Genomic DNA, 22,449 nt, shown 5'->3' on the forward strand with positions numbered 1-22,449 from the left:
TATTTTGCGTCTATGAAACGATTTCAGCTTCTATTGGCCTGCTTATTAGCGTTATCATTTTCCGGGTTCGCTCAAACGATTTCAGCTACGTCAAACTGGACAGCCCAGTACTGGCCTGCCCGGTGGATTCTGCATCCAACGGCCCCAACCCGACAGTACGGCATTTATCACTTCCGTAAAGCCATTGAATTGCCGCAGAAGCCAGCGCGCTTTGTTGTACACGTATCAGCAGATAACCGCTATCGGCTGTTCGTCAACGGAAAAGCCGTGGCGCTGGGACCAGCACGTAGTGATCTGCAAAACTGGAATTACGAAACCCTCGATCTGGCTCCTTTTCTTCAAGCCGGACGTAACGTACTGGCTGCTCAGGTGTGGTATATGGGGGAAGGCGCGCCCTTTGCGCAGATGAGTTACCAGCTCGGCTTTTTGTTGCAGGGCGATAGCGAAGCCGAAAAAATTGCCAATACGGACGCCAGCTGGAAGATCTTACAGAATCTGGCGTACACGCCCATTAAAAATGATATTCCAAAGCTTCGGACTTACATCGTTGCAGGTGATGGCGACCGGGTCGATGCAGCGCAGTATCCGTGGGGATGGGAGCAGCCGAATTTTGACGACAAAGCTTGGGTAAATGCCCGGCCGCTGAGTTTCCCGACCAAGCCACGAGGATTAGGCACCGATGGGAACTGGGGCCTGGTGCCACGTACCATTCCGATGATGGAGGAGAGTACGGTTCGGCTGGCGACAGTTCGACGTAGTGAAAACGGTAAAATGGAACCTGCTTTCCTGCTGGGCAAAGCGCCGGTAACGGTTCCTGCCAATACAAAAGCGGTGTTTATGCTCGATCAGGGGCATTTGACAAACGCTTACCCCGAACTAACCGTGAGCCGGGGAAAAGGAGCCGTCGTTACGTTGTCGTATGCCGAAGCTCTGATTGATGCGAAAGGGCAAAAAGGGAACCGTAATGAGGTAGAGGGACGGACCATGCGCGGATTCGACGATCAGTTTGTAGCCGATGGCAGCGAAAAACGGACCTTCCGGCCGCTCTGGTTTCGTACGTATCGCTACCTGCAATTGACCGTCGAGACGAAAGGCGAACCGATCGTATTGGACGATTTGGTTGGACAGTTTACGGGCTATCCGTTCGAGCAGAAAGCGCAGTTTGTAACGAGTGATACAACCCTGAAATCGTTATGGAATGTTGGCTGGCGTACGGCCCGGCTCTGTGCGGGCGAAACATATTACGACTGCCCCTATTATGAGCAGTTGCAGTATACAGGCGATACGCGCATCCAGTCCCTGATTTCGCTCTACGTAACGGGTGATGATCGATTGATGCGTAAAGCCATTATGGATTATGACCATAGCCGATTCAACGATGGATTGACGCAAAGCCGTTATCCGTCTGCTGATTTCCAAGTGATTCCAACGTTTTCGCTATTTTGGGTATGCATGGTTCACGATTACTGGATGCACCGACAGGACGACGCGTTTGTGAAGTCGATGCTGCCCGGCATATTGAGCGTGTTGAACTGGCACGAGCAACGTATCGCCAAAACGGGTCTGAACGGACCATTGGAATGGTGGAATTTTGTGGATTGGTCGGCCTGGAAAAATGCGAAGGATGAAATTGCGGGGGGCGTTCCGGCGGGTGCCCGGAAAGGGGGCTCAAGTATCCTGTCGTTGCAGCAGGCGTATACCTACATGCGGGCGGGTGATTTGCTGGCCCACTACGGTAAAAATGAGCAGGCCGAATACTACCGCGAACTGGCCCGGCGATTGAACAAAGCCGTTTTTGCCCAATGCTGGGATGCAGGCCGCGGGTTGTTTGCTGATACGCCCGATAAAAATTCGTTTAGTCAACACGCCAATATTCTGGCCGTGCTGACCAACGCCGTTCCTGCTGACCAGCAAGCCGCCTTATTGCAGAAAACCGTGGCCGATACGTCGCTGACGCAGGCTACCTTCTACTTCAAGTTCTACCTGTTTGAAGCGCTTAAGAAAACGGGCCTTGGGGATCTGTTTATTGCTCAGCTCAAACCCTGGCGCGATATGCTGGCGATGGGGCTGACCACCTTTGCCGAAAACCCCGAACCGACCCGCTCAGACTGCCATGCCTGGAGTGCTTCGCCTTTGTACGAATTTCTATCAATCACCTGCGGCATTCGGCCGGGTGAGCCGGGTTTTCGGGCGGTACGTATCGAACCCTTCCTGGGTGACCTGCAGACGGTAGAGGGAAAAATGCCCCATCCGCTGGGCGACATTGCCGTACAGTTTCAGAAAACACCGACTGGCGGTTTAACCGGTAACGTAACGCTTCCGGCTAATCTGACAGGCACGTTACGCTGGAAAGGGAAATCTCTCGCCTTGAAAGCTGGAAAGCAGACGGTGAGCTTCTAACAGGTTAGTAGTCAACATATTGTCTGTGGTAGAGCCGTGGTGGCAGATTTGAGAATCTGCCACCACGGCTCTACCACAGACGTATCGTTATTTCAGGAAATCCAGCACTGCTTTTGTGTAGGCATCCAGCGATTGCACATGAGGAATATGTCCGACGCCCGGCAGCTCGATCAACCGACTCCCCGGAATTTGCTGCTGGGTGCGTTTTCCTAATTGCGGATACTGCCCAAACTGGTTGACAATTGGTTTCGGCACACGAGCTTTCCCAACAATGGTACGATCCGCCTGACCGATGATAAGCAGGGTGGGTACACGAATCTTTCCAAGTTCGTAACAGATAGGCTGCTCATAAATCATCTGGTAGGTTAAGGCATTGACCCAGGCAATTTGTTTGAATCGGGGATCTTTCAGAGCAGCCGCCTGCGCCTGTACCCACTGTTCATATTCGGGCTTCCATTCAGGATAGTAGCTCTGCTGGTATTTTTTGTAGGATTCGTATGTAGCCGCTGATTCTGTTTTGTATAGGCTGTCGAGAGAAGTATACGGAACGAACGTGCGATAATCTTCCAGACCAATCGGGTTTTCCAGAATCAGCTGATGGACGGTGGCCGGATAGAGCAACGTAAAACGTGTTGCCAGCATACCGCCCATGGAGTGAGCAATGACGGTTACCTTTTTGATTTTCAGTGCGTCGAGCAGTTGTTTGTTGTTAATAGCCAGAGCATGAAAACTATAATGCAGATCGGGGTAATCGGACTTGCCCCAGCCAACCTGATCGGGCACGATAACACGATACCCCGCCTTACTCAGGAACGTAATGACATCCCGCCAGTAAGCCCCGTTAAAGTTTTTTCCATGAAACAAAATTGCACTTTTTCCGTTCGAACTGCCCGTTGGCGCTACGTCCATATAAGCCATGCGCGCGGTTTTTTGCTCCTGACGTAGCGTAATGTACTTGACTGGATGCGGGTAGGGAAAATTCTGGGCAAAAGCCGAAATCGAACAAAGCCAGATAGTAAGGAGCAGCGTGCAATAGATTTTCATGGTGGAGCAATGGGTACGATAGCGAATTGCCGATGATGCGTCGCTTATCCTAAAACCTCGCTATTCTTATAACTGTTTCGCACCTACAATCTGGCCGTTGTCTTTTCGCTGAACATACACGAGAACCACCGTCTGATCTGTAGAAAGACCAGTTGGCAGGAGTAAGTCGACTGTACCGGAAATGCCCTGTTCATCAATGGATTTGAATTGCCGTACGATGTGGGTATTTATCAGTGTTTTACCCCCGTTTTCACCATTTTTTACGACCGTTCGGGCTTCTTTTTGTACAAGGGCTACATTCACTCGATAATCGCCTGAGGCCGATAACGCATATTTAACCGTCACTTGTTGGGCATTTCGAATAAGGCTCCCATCAACGCCAATGAATCCCGAAGCAGGCTGTTTCTGAATCGCCTGTATGGTTTGCTCGATGCGTCCCCGTTGCCCGCCAATAACATTCTGCCGGCCGTTGATAACCAGTTGAGGAGTGTAGGTTTGGGTGTTCAGGCTCCGGTCGTATTGGCGCTGGCGGGCGGTAAATTCTTTATCACTGAACGGGTCCTGCCAGCCCATCCGGTTCCAGTAATCGACGTGAAACGATAAGCCGTACACGGCCTGCCCCGATTTAGTTGCCTGATCCGTTATGTCCTGCAAGGCTTTATCGGCTGGCGGGCAACTGGAGCAACCCTGAGAAGTGAATAATTCGAGTACGACAACCGGTTGGGATGCCGGTTTTACGGGACTCTTCGGCGGTAAGGAGGCCGACATACCAACGGCTGTCAGAAGAAGGAGGACGTAGTTCATCCCAATTTTGTTTATAAACCGACGTAGTAATCGTACCCTCGTTCGGCCCAGAAATCACGCGGGCGGTCGTCAGTAAAAAAGATCCGGCCAATACGTTTCAGATTTTTTACGCCGTATTTCACCGGAATGATCAACCGGAGCGGAGCACCGTGCGGGGCCGTAATGGGTTGGCCGTTCAGTTCGTAGGCCAGCAGCGTTTGCGGATGCATCGCGCTTTCCATGTCAATACCCACGTAATAGCCTTTGTCGGGTGTTTCCATACCCACGTACTTAAACAGGTCGTCGGTATTATCTGGATTGGGACTGCTGCCGCTTTTGGTACCAAGCTTGTACTTTTCCACAAAATCCGACAGCCGTGCTCCGCCCCAGTGCTGCACCTGACTCCAGCCTTCAATGCACTTGAACTCATACACGATTTCATGCTTCGGCAAGGCTTTTACATCCTCGACCGTTAACTGTAGCGGTTGGCTTCCTGGCCGGTCGATGTGTAAGTTCCAGTCGTCAGGAATGGGTGATTTAAGGCCATCGAACCCGTTGACACGCGCCTGTCTGGCCGCTGCGTCAACGGGAAACGTTGGGACCAGATGCGTATCGCTGAAATACGTCCGGGCGATTTGCGCATTCGCGTCCAGTACCTTACGAAGCGGTCTCTTAATGCCTTGAGCACCAACGCTGTGCGTAATCCATTCATACACACCAACCGGAACGGCGGCAGCCAGGGTAAACCAGCCAAAGGATTTAATCATGCGTCGACGAACAGCCGATTCCGGAATTTCGTCTTTAGGGAGCTGAGGTTCGGTTGGCGGATTCATGATAATGATGGGCGGATGGATGAATTATCAGGATGAACGTTCGTATCAGTCGGTTCAGATGGCGACGCGGGTTTGTCCATCAGGGGGCGGTCAGGTGAGTTGGGCTCAATGATTTCAAAGCCAGTAACCATCGACTGGAAATTTTGCCAGCCAGCCCGGATAACCTGAAATACATGAATAAAAAAGAAAAAAACGTAGCCAAGCGTCAGAACGAAGTGCTCCAGCCGGGCAGCTTTATACCCACCCAGCACAGTTGTTAGCCACGATAGCTGTGTGGGTTTGTAGATGGCAAACCCGGTCAGTACAGAGCCGATTCCCATGAGCATGATTAAGAAATAGGCGATTTTCTGCGCACCATTGTATTTGATAAACGGCGGCTGGGTTTTACGCAGACCGAAATCGTAGAGCGTAACCTCAATGGCTTCGCGGAATGAATGCCGGTTGGGAACCAAGTGGCGCCATTCGCCCGAAATAAAGGTGTAGGCTACGTAGAGGAGGCCATTCAGAATAAACAGCCACATAAATACCCAATGCCAGGCCATCCCCTCCGCCAGCCGACGGGGTACGTTCAGGGCTTTGTAAAAGCCATCGGGAAAAAACGAAACAAGCGTATAATCGCCGATCTGGATTTTATAAGGGTCGTAAGCCCAATAAATCAGCAGACCACTCCAGATCATGACGAACAGGACCGGAAAGTTGATCCAGTGAAACCACCGAATCGCTAACGGATGCTTGTGGACGATACGTTTCATGGAATAAGCAATAGTAAGGGAACAGACGTAACATATAACGAATAAGCAGGGCATCTGGATTGCCAGATCCTGTCACAAAAAGCAAAACAGGATAGATAGTCACAATCCATTACCGATTGCAAAGCTGGTGAATTTTAGCACCACTAATCATGGTCGGATTGCCTGTTTCGTTATCAATTTTTCCCGACGGGCAACCTCTGATATGGGTTACGTTCTTTAAAATCAGACGGTGATACACCTAGCTGGTTTTTGAAAAAACGACTAAAGTGAGGAATTTCCTCGAACCCCAGCGCAAATGCTATCTCTTTGATCGATTTATCGGTGTAAAGCAGTAATCGTTTGGCTTCCAGTGTAATACGGTTATGAATAACCTGCAATGGGCCAGGCTGGTTGTAAAGCGCAAATAGATTGGAAAGCGTTTTTGGGGATTTGTTCAGTAGATCAGCATACGCCTTTACGTCGTGAAGACTTCGATAATTCATTTCAACCAGCAAATTGAATCGGCGGACAAGGTCCAGATCATTTTCGTTGAAGTCCTGATTTAGATACTGCATTTTCGCTAATCGAGTCGATTTAATAATAAGCCGTTTAAGCAGCATCCGTAACATCTCGCCCTGAATGTTGTCCGGTATGGAAAACTCATCGTAAAAAACCATCAATAAGGCCTCAAACTGGCCTTGTTCGGGTTTGTCTAACCGAATAAACATTGGAATTTTCGCTCCATAGAACAAAAAACCAACGCATGAAACCTCTTTGTCGTGATCGACGATGCAGTAAAATTCCCGGTTGAATTGCCAGGCTACTATGGTTTCGGAGTACTCAAACGCAAATGCCTGATTCATCATCAGGGGCAGAATCGACTGGCTGGGAAATAGATAGCTGATGCCATCGATGGCAACCATCTGGTCGGCGCCTGTATTCCAGGCAATTGTCAGAAATCGGTTTCGATGGTCCTGAAAGAAGTACTGCCTGAAATTATGTTCCTGACAGATCAGGTTAAGAATGCCTTCAGTTCGAGAATCGCGGTAGACGTACTGCATAGAACAAGTTAGACATTTGTTTTCGACTACTGGCACATACTCGACTAATAATTAGCAAGTTAATTTGCATTCGGTTTGGGTTGATCGCGTAGGGTCCGGATGCGTACAGCACTACAAGATGCTACCGATAGATAATATCCTTATGCCAAAGCTGACCATGCCTGCCGATTATTGCACAATCCTCCAGCGTAAAGCTTATCCACCCAGTTATGAACAAATTTCTTTTACTTATTGGCTTTTTCAGTTCCATCGTTGCCCATGCCCAGCTTTCGCAGACAATACGGGGGCGGGTTGTGGATAAAGAGTCGAGATACCCACTTTTCGGCGCAACGGTGCAGGTAATCGACGCATCGATCGGTAGCCTTACCGATACATTGGGTGCTTACCGCATTCCGAATGTGCCCGTTGGTCGGCGGACTGTCCGAATCACGCTGGTTGGTTATAAAGACGTACTGCTGAACAACATCATTGTGGATGCCGGGCGCGAAACCATACTGGACGTTGAACTGGAAGAAAATATTCAGCAATTGAACGTCGTAACAGTTAAAGCGCAGCGCACGGGCGAGGCACGTAACGACATGGCTGTGGTGTCGGCGAGGCAGTTTTCGGTTGATGAAGCGGACCGCTACGCCGGAAGCCGGGGCGAACCCGCCCGTATGGCATCCAACTTCGCGGGCGTGCAGGGAGCCGACGATTCACGCAACGACATTGTCATACGGGGCAATTCGCCACAGGGCGTCCTTTGGCGACTGGAGGGTGTAAGCATTCCGAACCCTAATCACTTTGCTATTGCCGGCACGTCGGGTGGGCCAGTGAGTATCATCAACAATCGCTATCTGGCGAACTCTGATTTTTTTACCGGTGCTTTTCCCGCGGAGTTTGGTAATACCGTAGCGGGGGTATTTGACCTGAGACTACGTAACGGCAACAATGAACGGCACGAAAAAACGGTTCAGTTCGGTTTTCTGGGAACAGAAGCCATGCTCGAAGGGCCACTTTCGCGCAAGTCGGGGGCTTCGTATATGGTTTCGTATCGGTACGCCAACCTAGGTTTGTTCAACAAGATTGGGCTGGATATTGGTACACAGGCCGTTCCGTCCTATCAGGATGGTTTTTTTCGACTGAATTTTCCGCTCAAAAAATCGGGTAGTTCCATCGCTATCTGGGCGTTGGGCGGCACCAGTACGGTTGATATTCTGATTAGTCAGCAGAAAGCCGACGACCGTAATATTTTCGGGCAGAACGACCGCGATCAGTATTATACCTCGCGCATGGGCGTAGCGGGCCTTACTTATACCCGACCGATCAACAAACAAACCTTCTGGAAAACCACACTGGCCGTATCGGGAAATGTTCAGGATGCAAATCACGATTATTTGTTTTTGCAAAAAGATGGGGCCGGTAATCCCATTGTGCAGAACAGCCGGTTTGTCGTTGATTCACTACGTCCTATTCTGGATTATCGGTTTCAGGAGATTCGGTATACGCTCTCTTCGTTTGTGAATCATAAAACGGGGCCACGCAGTACGTTGAAATTTGGCCTGAATACCGATGTTGTTCATTTCACTGCCTTCGATAGTGTTCGAACGTTTGAACCGCCGACTTCCACCCGGTTTACGCCCTGGCAAACCCGTTGGAACGCCAACGAAGTCTTTGCGCTGCTTCAGCCTTATGCAAGCTACCGAACCCGCCTGACCGATAACCTGACACTAACTGCCGGCCTGAATGCGCTTATTCTAACCCTGAACACAAAAAGTACGTCGCCCCTTGAACCGAGGGTTGGTCTGAGTTATGAGTTGCCGAACCGTCAGAAATTAAGCGTAGCGGTTGGCCTCCACAGTCAGATGCAGCCGACGTACACCTATTTTTATCAAACCCCGAATCTGTCGTCATCCGCATACCCCCCGCCGATGGTAGAGGAAAACCGGAATGTAGGCCTGACCAAAAGCTGGCATTACGTGGCTGGTTACAACCGTCTTTTGGGTCGCAACATGCGGCTATTGCTCGAAACGTATTATCAGCGGTTGTTCAACGTACCGGTAGAGCGGATGCAATCGTCGTTTTCGATGCTCAATACCGGTGCGGCATTTACCAGAATCTTTCCCGGTCCATTAGTGAATGCGGGCGTTGGGCGGAATTATGGCATAGAGCTCACGCTCGAGAAATTCTTCAGCGATAATTATTATTTTCTGATTACCAGCTCCCTGTTCGACGCAAAGTATCAGGGCTCCGACGGTGTCTGGCGCAATACGGATTTTAATGGGAAGTATGCGTTCAATGCCCTTTTTGCCAAAGAAATACCGTTTCGGCGCTCAAGCTTAAGTCTGGGAGCAAAGTTTACAGCAACGGGTGGGCGCTGGTATGGACCAGTTGATGAAGAGGCTTCCCGCCGGAATCAGGAAATTGTTTTTGCGAGCGCAACCCGCAATACGCTCCAGTTTGCGCCTTATCGCCGGTTTGACATCAAGATCGACTACAAAATCAACCGGAAACGGCTGACACACACCATTGCCGTCGATCTGGTCAATGTATTAGGCATAAAAAACTTACTGTCGCTCAGCTACGCGCCCCAGCCCGATGGTACGTTTATCAAGCAGGAATACCAGCTCGGCTTTCTTCCCGTATTTTATTACCGGGTTAATTTCTAACGGGAATGTGCTTTCTGGCGATAATGATAAAATCATAACTTGCCAAAAAACGACTGTATGCACCTGCAAACCCTCGATACCGATTATTTTAAACTAGACGGTGGCGCTATGTTCGGCGTTGTGCCGAAACCGCTTTGGCAAAAACTCAATCCTGCTGATGAACTGAATCGCTGTACCTGGGCCATGCGCTGTTTGCTCTATGAAGAGGCTGGGCAACTGTTGCTGGTCGATACCGGAATCGGCGATAAGCAGGATGCAAAATTCTTTGGCCATTACGATTTGCACCGTGGCGACGGACCGGGCGAATCAAGCCTGCTTGGCTCAATTCGTGGGGCTGGCTACGACGCTGCCGACATAACAGACGTACTGCTCACCCATATGCATTTCGACCACGTTGGCGGAGCTGTGAAACGTGAAGCAGACCGGCTGATACCCGTTTTCCCGAATGCTACGTACTGGGTGCATCCCGACCACTGGAACTGGGCGGTGCATCCGAATCCACGCGAAAAAGCATCGTTTCTGCGCGAAAATATTCTACCCTTGCAGGAAAGTGGTCAGATGAAATTCCTGTCAGAAACTATTTTTCCTTATGCCGACACCTACCTGCAATATGTAGATGGGCACACCGAAAAAATGACGTTGCCGCTTTTTCGGATCAATGGCCGCACTGTGGCTTTTATGGCCGATCTGATCCCATCATCGGGTCATGTGCCCTTGCCCTACGTAATGAGCTATGATATACGGCCATTGCTGACGATGGACGAGAAGAAAAACGTTTTACAGCAGGCGGCTGACGAAAACTGGATTTTGGTATTTGAGCATGACCCCGTAACGGAAGCGGCCACCGTTGAATTAACCGAAAAAGGGATTCGAATTAAGGAGAAGGGAAAGTTGGCGGAGTTTTTGTAAACTGGTCTGTCGGGGCGAATGTGCCGGAATACAAAACCAAAAAATTGTACAGACCGTTATCAGCCTAACAAGGAGACGTTTATGAAAATTGGTTTGGTATTGTCAGGGGGAGGAGCACGCGGTATAGCGCATCTGGGTGTTATCAAAGCCCTTCATGAGATGGGCATCAGCATTAGCCAACTGGCGGGCACCAGTGCAGGAGCCATTACGGGGGCCTTGTTTGCCCAGGGCTATTCGCCCGATGAGAGTCTGAAAATCATTGAGTCATCGTCATTCGTACGGCATCTGCGACCGGCCTGGAACCGCATGGGTTTGTTACGGCTTGATATGGTTGTTGATCTCTATAGAAAATACATTCCACACGATTCATTTGAAGGCTTACAAATCCCTTTGCACGTAGTAGCCGTCGACCTCAATGCCGGTGAGCTAACCGTTTTTGACAAAGGCGAACTGATCCGGCCGGTTCTGGCGTCCTGCTGCTTGCCCGGTATTTTCGAACCCATGCTTATTAATAAACGGCAGTTTGTGGATGGGGGCGTATTGAACAACCTACCCGTTGATATCATCGAAAATAAAGTAGATTTTGTGATTGGCTCACATTGCAATGTGCTCGGACCACGTCAGCCAATTCGGTCGATGCGGGGGGTGATTGAGCGAAGTTTAGTGCTGGCCGTTCAGAGTAAAACCAGAGACCGGTTTTCTAAATGCAACGTACTGATCGAAGCGCCCCAACTGTCTCAGTATAGCACAACCGATATCAGTAAAGCGCGGGAGCTATTCCGGGTCGGCTATCAATATACCCGTTCGATGGAGGCTGATATCGACAAAGCACTTAACCATCCCATGCAGGAAATTTCCTGAGCGCATTTCCTGATAAAAAATACTTAACGTCTGGCAAAACACCAGACGTTTTTTTGTTGGATGCCCTGCTGAATTATTTTGTCTAAAATAATTCAGCAGGGCATTAATTTTCGATTAAAAAATATCGCGGCTTTACAGGACTGGATGATATGTATCCGTATAGTTACTTATAAGGCGAAAATTACTCTGTATATAAAGATTTATCCAGTAAAAATACTTAGTAAGAACCATAAGTAAGTGAATATTAAGGCCAGGAGCGCTTAATTGGAATAATTATATCACTGTATAAAAATGTAATTTATTCATCTCAAAATATTATTCTGTAGATGTATACTTTACAGATAGATTTTTTTGGATAGAACTCCCGATTCAAAAAATTTGCAATGGATTTACGACTTATATAGATTTGTAGAAAGGAACGCGTTTTCTTAACCTAACACTAATCAACTATGAGAGTAATTCTATGTGTGAGTATGCTCCTTGTATGCTCACTCTGGTCCACTGCGTGGGCACAGGAGCGAAGGGTTGTCGGCAAGGTAACGTCGGCAGAAGATGGGTCGCCGTTACCAGGAGTTTCAGTTGTACTTAAAGGGACTACGAGGGGGGCATCAACGGATGCCGGTGGTATTTATGACATATCCTTACCGGCCACCAAAGGAGCTGTACTTGTATTTAGCTTTGTTGGGGTTGCAACCCAGGAAGTTCCCATTGGTAATCAATCGGAATTAAATGTTAGCCTGGTATCTGATACCCGCCAGCTTACGGAAGTCGTTGTTACGGGTTCCGGGGTAGCTACCAGTAAGGCTAATCTGGGGATTGCGGTTGAAAGCGTATCGGCAAAAAATTTACCGCAGACACCTACCGCTTCGATTGACCAGGCGCTGATTGGAAAAATTCCGGGCGCTCAGATTTCATCCGTCAGTGGTAACCCGGGCGACCCGGTCAATATTCTGCTCCGTGGTATCAACAGTGTGCAGGGGGGAACTAAGCCATTAATCATGGTGGATGGGTTGCAGGTAGCGGCCACCGATATCAACTCACTGGATCTGAGCAACGTCGATCGCGTAGAGGTTGTCCAAGGAGCTGCTTCGGCATCTATCTATGGTGCGCAGGGCGCCAACGGGGTAATTCAGGTATTTACCAAAAAAGGAAAAAAAGGACGTATCGCGATTAATGTCTCATCCAGCTACTCGTCCAATGAATTTCTGAATACGGGTAACGTACACAAAGCTGATCTGCACCCTTACCTGACCGACGGCAGCAATAATATCATTGACGTAACGTCTGGCAAGCCATTGGATTACACCGATGTTGGTGCCATTACCGGTATTTCGTATCAGTACGGTGGGGCTACACGCTATGCCATTCAGGATATCCGGAACGTAGCGGACAAGCCTTACAATGCCAATCTGAAATACTACGACCATTTCAAGCAGGTCTTCCAGACAGGTAGTACGACTAATAACACCATCAACGTTTCGGGGGCATCGGAGAAGAGCGATTTCAACATCTCGGCGGCTAATAACCATACCGTTACGCCGATTCTGAAGAACGGTTATATCGACCGGAGCAATCTGTCAGCAAACTTCGGAACGGAGTTGTTTAAAGGATTTACGCTGCGTTCGACTACACAACTGGTGTACACCAAAAATACGCTGCACCCAGGCTTAGGCGCTCCGGGCGGTTATTATTACGGATTAGGAAACACACTGGGCAGCATTGGCTCGGTATATGGATTTTTGAATACCTCGCCTTTCTTTGACCTGACACGTAAACTACCGGATGGTAACTATGCCTCTTATCAAACGGCTGACTTCTTGAGTGTTAACGCTGGAAACCCTTATTATCAGCAGCAATACACAGATGGGATTGATAACAAGATTGACATCGTTCAGAACTTTAATGCCAATTATAAGATCAATAAGTTTGTTGAGCTGGATGCCAAATATGGAATCAACTACCGGAATGAAAACGCCCGGTGGACCTATTTCAACCAGTCGCAAAATACAAACTCGACCTACTTTAGCACCTGGACAAGCAACTTCGGTTCAGACAACACGGGCGAAATTGATAACTGGCAGTACAACACGACCTTCCAGAACTTCCTGGGAACGGCGTACATACGGACCAATTTTGAGGATGATTTCCATATCAAATTCCCTGTTCAGACCAGTACGCAAATTTCGTTCGACTATCGGAAGAAGAAATATACGGAATACGATACCTATGGCTTAGGTCTTGGGTTAGCGCCACCGTTTAACATCTCGTCTACGTCGTCGCAGGCAGTAGCCCTGGATTACGTTGAGCCATTCGTTACGTATGGTTACCTGATCAACCAGAAAATTGATTTCGGTGAATACGGTGGTGTTACGGCTGGTTTCCGGAGTGACTGGTCTTCAGCATTCGGTGGTGGTTCGACACCATTTACTTTCCCCCACTTCGATGGTCACATTGCGCCTTTATCGTTCTTCAAGAATAACCCGATAAACAATACGCTCACATACTTCAAGTTAAGAGCTGCTTATGGCGAAGCGGGTATTCAGCCAGGTGCTTTCGATCGCTACCCTATTCTGAATCAGCGTAACCTGGGTTCAGGCCTGGTGTATACCGTGCCCATAACCACCCAGAATCCGAATCTGCAGGTAGAGGTTTCAAAAGAATTTGAAGCTGGGGTAGACTTCACGATTGGCGGAAATTCAAATCGCACGTGGCTCAACGCCGTTAACGGGTCGTTTACGTACTGGAAGCGTAAAAGCGCAAACGTAATTTATACCGTTAGCGTACCACCGTCCCTTGGTTCAACGGGGCAGCTGACCAACGCCATCGACATGTCGTCGAACGGGGTTCAGTTCTCGTTAAACATCCCGATTTACACGTCGAAAAACCTGAAATGGGATTTTACGACCAACTTTGGCCATCAGCTCTCTAAAATTGACGCTATCTCGGGTGGTGCCGATATCATCCTGACATCCAACGCGGGTAGCACGGCCCTTGTCTTAACCCCTGGTCAGCCGATTGGCCAAATCTATGGCTACAAAGCTCTGACAAGCCTCGACTATACACGTCAGAATGGACAACGCTATATTCAGGCGGGCAATGAATCGAAATATACCATCGTAGATGGGCGTGTAGTTGATAAATCGACGTATCAGATTCAGTTCACGGATGAAACCTATCCGCTGATGAACCCGAACCCGAAATTCAACGCTTCGTTTATCAACGGGATTACGTTCCGGGATTTCCTTACGCTGAACTTCCAGTTTGACTGGGTATATGGCAGCAAATTGTATAACCAGACCAAAGAGTGGATGTATCGCGATGGTATCAGCGGTGATTTCTCCAAGCCTGTAACCATCGACGGCAAAACCGGAGCTTACACAGCCTACTGGTCAAGCGCTTATTACGGACTATGGGGTAGCTTACGGGGTGCTGGTAACAACGCTACCAAAGATTTCTACGTAGAAGACGCTTCGTTCGTTCGGCTGCGGAACATCTCACTTGCCTTTGATCTGGCTAAGGTTGTAAAACTGCCTTACCTCAACAAAGTCCAGTTAGTGCTGACCGGTCGGAACATTCTGACCTTCACAAAATACACGGGCTATGATCCTGAAGTCAGTTCAGGTTCGTCTAACTCTTCTTTCGACAGAGGGGTAGACCACAGTACGCTGCCTAACACCAAGTCGTACCAGGTTGGACTGAACATCGGTTTCTAATTTTAATCATCCTGACACAATGAACTTTCAAAAAACATATAAATTTTTTTCCACAGCTTGCCTCGCGGCAATGTTTCTGGGAATGGGTGCCTGCAAAGACCAGCTGGACGTGGGCAACCCAAACGCACCAACCGTTGCAGCTAACGTAAGTACAGAATCAGGTCTTATTTCGTTTGCGCAGGGTGGCGTTTATATCAATGGCTTTTATAATGGTGATAACTGGCTGGGAAACAGCTACTTTTCGTTGCCCTGGGGCTATGCTGAACTGATGGCTGATAACCTGGGCGCGGATGCCTCAAACAACCAGGTGACCACTATCGGCGTACCGGATTACATCATTCTGGACGATGGTACAAAAGTGACCAACTCGGCTCCTCAGGTAAGTATAATCCGCTCATACAATAGCCGTGCTGCAACAGGCGCCGGAAACAACCCGCTGTATTATCAGTGGTTGAACATGTATGCATTGAATAATGCCTGCAATCAGGTTCTGGATCTTTCCAGTACGATCAAATTTTCAGGCGATGCTACCACCCGGTTGAATACTATCAAAGCCTGGTGCTACTGGTGGAAAGGATACGCATACGCATCAATCGGGTCGATGTATTATTCGGGTCTTATTGAAGACAAAGCGGGCGTAACCAATGGCGATTACGTACTGCATGATAAAATCATCGAGCAGTCGAACACGTACTTTACCATGGCTGCTACAACCTTAGGAAGCATCACCAGCACAACGGATTACGAGGAAGTTTTAGGCCAGTTAATTCCGGAGTTTACGCAGGTGGGTAATGGTGGTATACCTACGGTTGATATGTGGAAACGTAGCATCAATACCATGCTGGCCCGCAATATTCTGCTAAATAAACTGGCTCCGTTTGTGAATGGTAACCCGGCTGCTACGATTTCCAAATCGTCGACCACAGCTATGACAACGGCCGACTGGAATAACGTACTGACGCTGGCCACCAACGGAATCCAGAAAGGTGACGCTGTTTTTACCGGACGTAGTACAGACGCCAACTTCTTTTTCTCGCCTTCGGGTGGTACCGTCGCAGCGTTAACAACGGGCGTGAATACCTCGACGACGTTTAAGATCAGCGAGCGGTTTATTCAGAGCTTTAACGCTAATGACAAACGGCTGTCCAACAATTTCAATACCAACACCACTTACAAAAACAACTATACGTTTACAACACGCTATAGTATAACAGACGGTGGCAAAGGTGCCGCTGGTGTATATGTGTATGGTACGAAAACAGCGGGCGCTCTTGAGGTATTTATTGCAGGCAGTTACGAAGAGAACGCGTTGATGCTGGCCGAAGCCAATATCCGTCTGGGCAATACCGAAAAAGGACTGGGTTATATTGACGATGTTAGAAATTACCAGGGTGCTGCTGTAGCGGCTGTAGCGGGTACAGGTCTTACGCAGTCAAAAGCTCTGGCCGAACTCACTAAAGAAAGAAGGGTATCCTTGTTCGGGCGGGGCCTTGCTTTCTACGACAACAGAAGATGGGGTTGGACATACGACATATCGGTTGGTGGTGGAAGTTATGGCAACACGATAGTAACGACGACTGGTGTGGTCAATAAGAACGCAACCATCAATTACAACTTCATGGACTATTGGGACGTACCGGCTGATGAATCGGTATTAAATCCGTCTACATCGGGTGTTGCTACCAAAAACCCGAACTACTAGAAGTTACACTCTTTTTAAAAGAGGCTCTCCGAAGTATATGGGGAGCCTCTTTTTTTGTGGCTACAGTGTAAAAAGGTAAAATTTTTACTTTACTATCAGCAACATATGCATCAAGTAAGAATCTATTGACGTATAGGTAAGAAAGCTGTACGTTTATGTTTAGACTTTAGGGCAAAAATAATCTACTTACAAAGCCCATAGCTTAGCTGTCCTTTTATACGATGACAGCGAATTTTACGTTTGAAAAATACGTAGCTTGCTAGGCTGTTTTGTAGCTTACGGCACGTAAAAGCGGTCAACAGCCTTAACGAAAATCGTCTGGAATAAAACCTATACATGAGAAAATTTTACAGTCTTATTGTCTGGTCTGCTCTGCTGGCTATGCTACCGGGTTGTCTGTTGGCGCAGGGCTTACGTATATCGGGCAGGGTTACATCTGCGCAGGATGGACAGCCCATTCCTGGAGTAAACATTGTTGTTAAAGGAACAACCAACGGAGTCAGTACGGATGCCAATGGGAATTACAGCATTGCCATTCCCAATCAGAATGCCGTTTTATTACTCACTTCCATTGGGCTTACCTCGCAGGAAGTTACGGTTGGTAATCGCACGGTTGTCAACGTACAGATGCAGGAATCTGTCAATGAATTAAGTCAGGTTGTGGTAACGGGTTATACAACTACCCAGCGGAAAGATATCTCTGGTTCAATTGCTTCCATTTCCCCCGAGCGATTCAAGGAAATTCCGGTCACCAGCCTCGACCAAGCCTTGCAGGGGCAGGCCGCCGGTGTACAGGTAACACAGTCGTCGGGTACGCCGGGGGGCGGCTTAACCGTACGTATCCGGGGGGCAACCTCTATCTCAGCCAGCAACCGACCTTTGTTTATTGTCGATGGCGTACCTGTAGCTGATGGGGCTTTATCTGACCGCGAATTTGGCGGTCAGACAGATAATGCACTGGCTCTTTTCAACCCAAATGACATTGAGTCGATGCAGGTGCTGAAAGATGCTTCCGCAAAGGCAATCTATGGCTCACGGGCGGCCAATGGCGTTGTCCTGATCACCACAAAACGCGGCAAATCGAATCAAAAGACGGCTTTTACGCTGGATGTGCAGCGTGGTATGACGGATGTGGTACGTCGCCCTGATTTGCTAAATGCTACAGAGCTTTTAACGCTTCAGCGAGAAGCCGTTACTAATGCCGGCCAGGACCCGGATAAACTGGGACTGGTCAAAGGTGTAACGGATGGCGTAAATACAGACTGGGTTGATGCCACATTACGTAAAGGAATTTATCAGCAATATCAATTATCAACCCAGGGAGGCAACGATCGGACGCAGTTTTACCTTAGTGGCAGCTACCGCGACGAAGAAGGGGTTCAGTTGAATAACCGGTTTACACGTTATACAGGTCAGCTTAAATTCGATCATAAAGCCACGCAAAAATTGTCATTTGGTACAAACCTAACCTTATCCCGGGCTTTGAATAAACGCGTCAAAGGTGATAATTTTCTGGATGGCGTATATTCTGGAGCGGTAAAGAGCTTACCTTACTATTCTCCTTATAATGAACAGGGACGGTTATACGGACCTGCCGATGGGGCTAATTATGCGGGCTTCCCCAATTTTAATCCGGTAGGTCAGGCGCTTCTGCCACGCTTCAATGTGTACACCATCAAAATGCTGGGGGGTATTTATGGAGAATATGAAATCATACCGAATCTACGCTTCCGGACAAAATTCAGCATCGATTATAATAACATAACGGAAGATGATTATGAGCCGTCTACCACCGCAATCGGGGGGTATTTATCTTCTGTTGGTGGGTTTGGTTATGGCACCTACAGTAACACAAATTCGTCGACCTTTATCAATACGAATACGCTTAACTACAGTTTTATTCTGGCGGAGAAGCACCGTTTTACGGCCATGGCAGGCTTCGAGATGCTTCAGCATACGTATCGGCTTGGAAGTGTTCAGGGGCGATTGTTCCCGAGCGACGATTTCACGTACATAAGATCGGCCGGTATTGTTGATCAAGGCGATGGGGTAGTAACCAATAACGGCTTGATATCGACGTTTGGCGAAGTCAACTACGCCTACAACGATAAATACTTGGCTACATTGACCACTCGTTATGATGGATCTTCCCGTTTTGGTCAGGATCGGCGATTTGGTATTTTTCCGTCAGGTTCAGTAGCCTGGCGCATTTCCAATGAGGACTTTATGCAGAATTTTCATGCACTGACGGATTTGAAGTTAAGAGCCAGTTACGGATTTACGGGAAATGAACGTATTGGTGATTATCAATTCTTGGGTACGTGGGCGTCGGCTACGTATAGTGGCGCCACGGGTGTTGGTCCGGCTGCCCTGGCAAACCCCTTACTGCAGTGGGAGCGTACTCGTGAAGCCAATATTGGTTTGGATGCTTCGTTTTTCAGCGGCCGATTGAACGTAACGATCGATGCTTACGACAATATGACTGATAAGCTGTTGTTTGCTCAGCCAATACCGCAGACGACTGGTTTCAGCACGGTTCAGGGTAATATTGGGAAAGTAGCTAACCGAGGAGTCGAACTGACCATATCAACCGTCAATCTCAATAAGGCCGTTCAGTGGAAGACAGACCTGAACATCTCACATAATGAGAATAAAGTTGTAGAGCTGGTAAGCTCAGAGCCTATATTCCGGGGCTACCAGGGCAACGGGGTGGGCGGAACAAACGTTATTTTACCTGGAAATCCCCTCGGTACGTTCTGGGGGTTGAAATTCCTGGGCGTTGACCCCGCAACCGGCAATGCCATCTACAACGATAAAAATGGCGATGGACGGATTTCGCCGGATGATGGACAGGTCATTGGCAATGCTCAGCCAAAATTGTTTGGTGGCTTAACGAACCGGGTTTCTTGGAAAGGCTTTGACTTAAGCGTCTTTTTCCAGGCTTCCTATGGCAATAGCATCCTGAATTTTTCGAACGTAACACTGCTCAATTCGGGGGCCGATTTGCAAAACAATCAGACCCGGCAAGCGCTTAAACGCTGGCAGAAAGAAGGCGACATCACTACTGTTCCGAAGTATGAGTACCTGAACACATACAACAACTACCTCAGCAGCCGGTTTCTGGAAGATGGTTCATACCTGCGCCTGAAAAATATATCGTTCGGGTATAATTTCCCCAAGGCATGGATTAGTAAATACAAGGTCAGTAACGCCCGTTTGTATGCATCGGCAATGAACCTCTGGACACTAACGCGCTACTCAGGCCCCGATCCGGAAGTAAGTACACTCGATGGCTCAACATCAGCACAGGGCATTGATTTCTTTACGTTACCTCAAATAAAAACCGTGCTGGTGGGCTTATCCCTCAGTTTTTAATATTTACTATGTTGATACGTAGCGCAACTTCCGGAATGATCCGCCTGATACGATATAGTGCGTTAGTAGTGCTTATTAGTTTGGTTTCCTGTCAGGATGTACTTGAACCCAAACCGGTGGCTTTGCTAGTTGATGATCTGGTACTAAATGAGCCGAATGATGTTCAGCCGGTTCGAATTGGCTTATACAACGCCCTGCGGTCCACGGCTTCTCTCAACGTGATTGCTGGCGATTTTACAGCAGATCATATTCAGTTTAATGGTACGTTCAATGATTATCGTGAACTGGGTACCAAACAGATTACGGCTGCCAATGGTGCTGTCGATGCGTTGTGGCAAAACTTATACTCAACGATTTATGTCGCTAATTTCATTCTGGAACAACTGCCAAAGGTTCGCGGTGTACCCGAAGCTACCCGGAAGCAGGTTACAGCTGAAGCTCGTTTTCTTAGAGGATGGGCAAACTTTATTGGAGCCAATACGTATGGTGATATTCCTAAGGTAACAACCATTGATCGATCCGTAAATAGCAATATTCCTAAAACAGACAAAGCCACCCTTCTGACATCTGTACTGGAAGATTATACGGCAGCGCTGGCCGATTTGCCCGCTGTAGCCTCTGGATCAACGGATGTGACGACCAATGCAACCTATCTGAATAAAATCAGCTGCCAGGCTGCAATGGCGCGGTATTACCTCTATCAGAAAAATTGGGCAAAGGCAGAAGAATTGGCTACGGTAGTGATCAATTCGGGAGTTTACACGCTGGAAACCAATTTTGTTGATATCGTTCTAAAGGATTTTACGCGCGAATCGATCCTGGAGGTCGGCTATAACCTGACCGATGATCCAGGAACCGGAAATTTTGCGCTCAATAATCTTCTGGTTGGCCGTCGGGAAGTTATTCCCTCAAACCAGCTGGTATTGGTACTGAATTCGACAGAAGCCGGTACGCGCAGTACAACCATTGGGTTTAATTTGAATGAGCAGAGTGGCAATGATAACGGCTGGTCAGTACTGAAATATGGTACGGCTTCTGAAGACAATAATAATATTGTGCTGATGCGACTGGCTGAAATGTACCTGATTCGGGCAGAAGCCAGAGCACAGCAGGGCAAACTAACCGGGGCAAGCGGAACTGTGGCCGATTTAAACGTGCTACGTACGCGAGCAAAAGCGCCCGCCGTTACGGCTACGTCTCAAGCCGATTTATTACTGGCAGTTGAGCGTGAGCGGCAGTATGAATTGGCTTTTGAAGGACATCGGTGGTATGATATTGTCCGGACCGGTCGGGCACAGGCAGTAATGTCGGCATTTACATCAAACTGGAATGCCCGCTATGAGCGCTGGCCAATTCCCCAAACAGAGATTCAGCAGAATCCGGCGCTGGCAGGACAACAGAATCCCGGTTATTAATTGAATAGAAATTAACTCAGGAAGCAATTGCCAATTTTTGTCGCCCAGGTCCAGGCTCTTCTCCGGCAGGGAGTGACAAAAGCAGACATTATGAAAGATCAACTTAGTGATAAACGAACGGCAAAGGTGAAACACTGGATTATCAGGCTATTAACCCTAAGCGTAGTGATAGGTGGAGCAGGTGCTTGCCAGAAAGAAGATATGGACCGTGTCTTCGAAGGACCTTATTTTGTGCGTTTCACCGACTCAACCTTAACCTACAAAGAGAGTTATAGTAAGCCAGTTTCCATTAAAGTACACAACGTTGGTCCGCAACTGAGCCAGCCAATTACGGTGAACTATACAGTCAATGGTTCGGCTCGGGAGGGTAAAGATTATACAATCGTCGGAACAAAAGGAACAGTAATTATCCCTGCCAATAAAAGTTTTGGGGAGATTTCGGTTCAACTGATCAACAACGCGAACAATATTCTGAATACGCAGTCGCTTACGTTTACCTTAACGGGTGTACAGCCAAGTGATCTGCAAATTGGTTTTGGAAAAGATAACATCTTGGGTAAGAGCCTGATGCTGACCATTCAGGATGATTGTCTATTAGGGGGGGCCTACTCAGGAAGCAGTCGGGTTGGGTCGCAAACGTATACCATTTCAGACGCGGCCATTACGAGTACCGATTGCAAAAACTATATATTGAGTAACTGGAATATTGGTATTTTTAATTTCGACGCCATAAAAACACCCTTGACGTTTGTCGATAACGGTGATAACTCATTGACAGTGCCAACCCAGAGTAATGCTTACCTCGGCACGAATGAAAGTGTTAAAGGAACGGGAGCCTGGAATCCACGTGACAAGAAAATCACACTGAATCTTCAACTGCTCCTCAAACTAGCTAACCCAGACCGGGATACGACCATTACGTTCACACAAACGTATACGCCCCAGTAAAATATTTTAACGATATTAATGATCTG

Annotated in this window: 14 protein-coding genes; 9 read left to right on the top strand and 5 right to left on the bottom strand. The window is 48.2% G+C overall.

All coding sequences use genetic code 11. From position 1 onward, the window contains the following. The first annotated feature begins 12 nt into the window (after window positions 1-12). Window positions 13-2,400, top strand: a complete 2,388-nt coding sequence (locus LN737_RS08365; RefSeq protein ID WP_405517889.1) for a family 78 glycoside hydrolase catalytic domain — start codon at window positions 13-15, stop codon at window positions 2,398-2,400. An 87-nt stretch (window positions 2,401-2,487) separates the two neighbouring features. Here the strand turns inward: LN737_RS08365 and LN737_RS08370 are convergent, their stop codons facing one another. The 5 genes from LN737_RS08370 to LN737_RS08390 form a co-directional block, all read right to left on the bottom strand. Next, entirely contained in the window at window positions 2,488-3,444 is a 957-nt protein-coding gene (locus LN737_RS08370; RefSeq protein ID WP_405517891.1) for an alpha/beta fold hydrolase, read from the bottom strand. Window positions 3,445-3,510: 66 nt separating this feature from the next. Further along, the gene (locus tag LN737_RS08375) at window positions 3,511-4,248 is read right to left on the bottom strand and encodes a thioredoxin family protein (protein WP_405517893.1); all 738 of its coding nucleotides are present in this window, start codon (window positions 4,246-4,248) and stop codon (window positions 3,511-3,513) included. An 11-nt stretch (window positions 4,249-4,259) separates the two neighbouring features. Beyond that, window positions 4,260-5,060 (bottom strand): molybdopterin-dependent oxidoreductase, encoded by an 801-nt coding sequence (locus tag LN737_RS08380; RefSeq protein ID WP_405517895.1) that lies wholly within the window; start codon window positions 5,058-5,060, stop codon window positions 4,260-4,262. After that, window positions 5,057-5,812, bottom strand: coding sequence for a cytochrome b/b6 domain-containing protein (locus LN737_RS08385; RefSeq protein ID WP_405517897.1), 756 nt, complete (start codon window positions 5,810-5,812; stop codon window positions 5,057-5,059). The genes LN737_RS08380 and LN737_RS08385 overlap by 4 nt, the downstream gene beginning before the upstream one ends. A gap of 173 nt (window positions 5,813-5,985) precedes the next feature. Next, entirely contained in the window at window positions 5,986-6,852 is an 867-nt protein-coding gene (locus tag LN737_RS08390; protein ID WP_405517899.1) for a helix-turn-helix domain-containing protein, read from the bottom strand. 209 nt (window positions 6,853-7,061) lie between these two features. Here LN737_RS08390 and LN737_RS08395 point away from each other — a divergent pair, with 209 nt between their 5' ends. The 8 genes from LN737_RS08395 (at window position 7,062) to LN737_RS08430 (ending at window position 22,423) form a co-directional block, all read left to right on the top strand. Beyond that, window positions 7,062-9,500, top strand: coding sequence for a TonB-dependent receptor (locus LN737_RS08395; protein WP_405517901.1), 2,439 nt, complete (start codon window positions 7,062-7,064; stop codon window positions 9,498-9,500). A gap of 57 nt (window positions 9,501-9,557) precedes the next feature. After that, entirely contained in the window at window positions 9,558-10,409 is an 852-nt protein-coding gene (locus tag LN737_RS08400) for an MBL fold metallo-hydrolase (protein ID WP_405517903.1), read from the top strand. 81 nt (window positions 10,410-10,490) lie between these two features. Further along, window positions 10,491-11,270 carry a patatin-like phospholipase family protein gene (locus LN737_RS08405; RefSeq protein ID WP_405517904.1) on the top strand — a complete coding sequence of 260 codons (780 nt, stop codon included), beginning with the start codon at window positions 10,491-10,493 and terminating at the stop codon, window positions 11,268-11,270. Window positions 11,271-11,719: 449 nt separating this feature from the next. Beyond that, entirely contained in the window at window positions 11,720-14,983 is a 3,264-nt protein-coding gene (locus LN737_RS08410; protein ID WP_405517906.1) for a SusC/RagA family TonB-linked outer membrane protein, read from the top strand. A gap of 19 nt (window positions 14,984-15,002) precedes the next feature. Then, window positions 15,003-16,685, top strand: a complete 1,683-nt coding sequence (locus tag LN737_RS08415) for a RagB/SusD family nutrient uptake outer membrane protein (protein ID WP_405517908.1) — start codon at window positions 15,003-15,005, stop codon at window positions 16,683-16,685. 336 nt (window positions 16,686-17,021) lie between these two features. Next, on the top strand, window positions 17,022-20,060 hold the full coding sequence (locus tag LN737_RS08420; RefSeq protein ID WP_405517910.1) for a TonB-dependent receptor: 3,039 nt from the start codon (window positions 17,022-17,024) through the stop codon (window positions 20,058-20,060). Window positions 20,061-20,095: 35 nt separating this feature from the next. Beyond that, a complete protein-coding gene (locus LN737_RS08425; RefSeq protein ID WP_405517912.1) occupies window positions 20,096-21,475 on the top strand; it encodes a RagB/SusD family nutrient uptake outer membrane protein in 1,380 nt (459 codons plus the stop codon). Window positions 21,476-21,565: 90 nt separating this feature from the next. Then, window positions 21,566-22,423: a hypothetical protein gene (locus tag LN737_RS08430; protein WP_405517914.1), complete on the top strand. Its 858-nt coding sequence runs from the start codon at window positions 21,566-21,568 to the stop codon at window positions 22,421-22,423. The last annotated feature ends 26 nt before the right edge of the window (window positions 22,424-22,449 follow it).

Origin of the sequence: Spirosoma sp. KNUC1025 (genome assembly GCF_045160025.1) — a bacterium.
Lineage (GTDB): Bacteria > Bacteroidota > Bacteroidia > Cytophagales > Spirosomataceae > Spirosoma.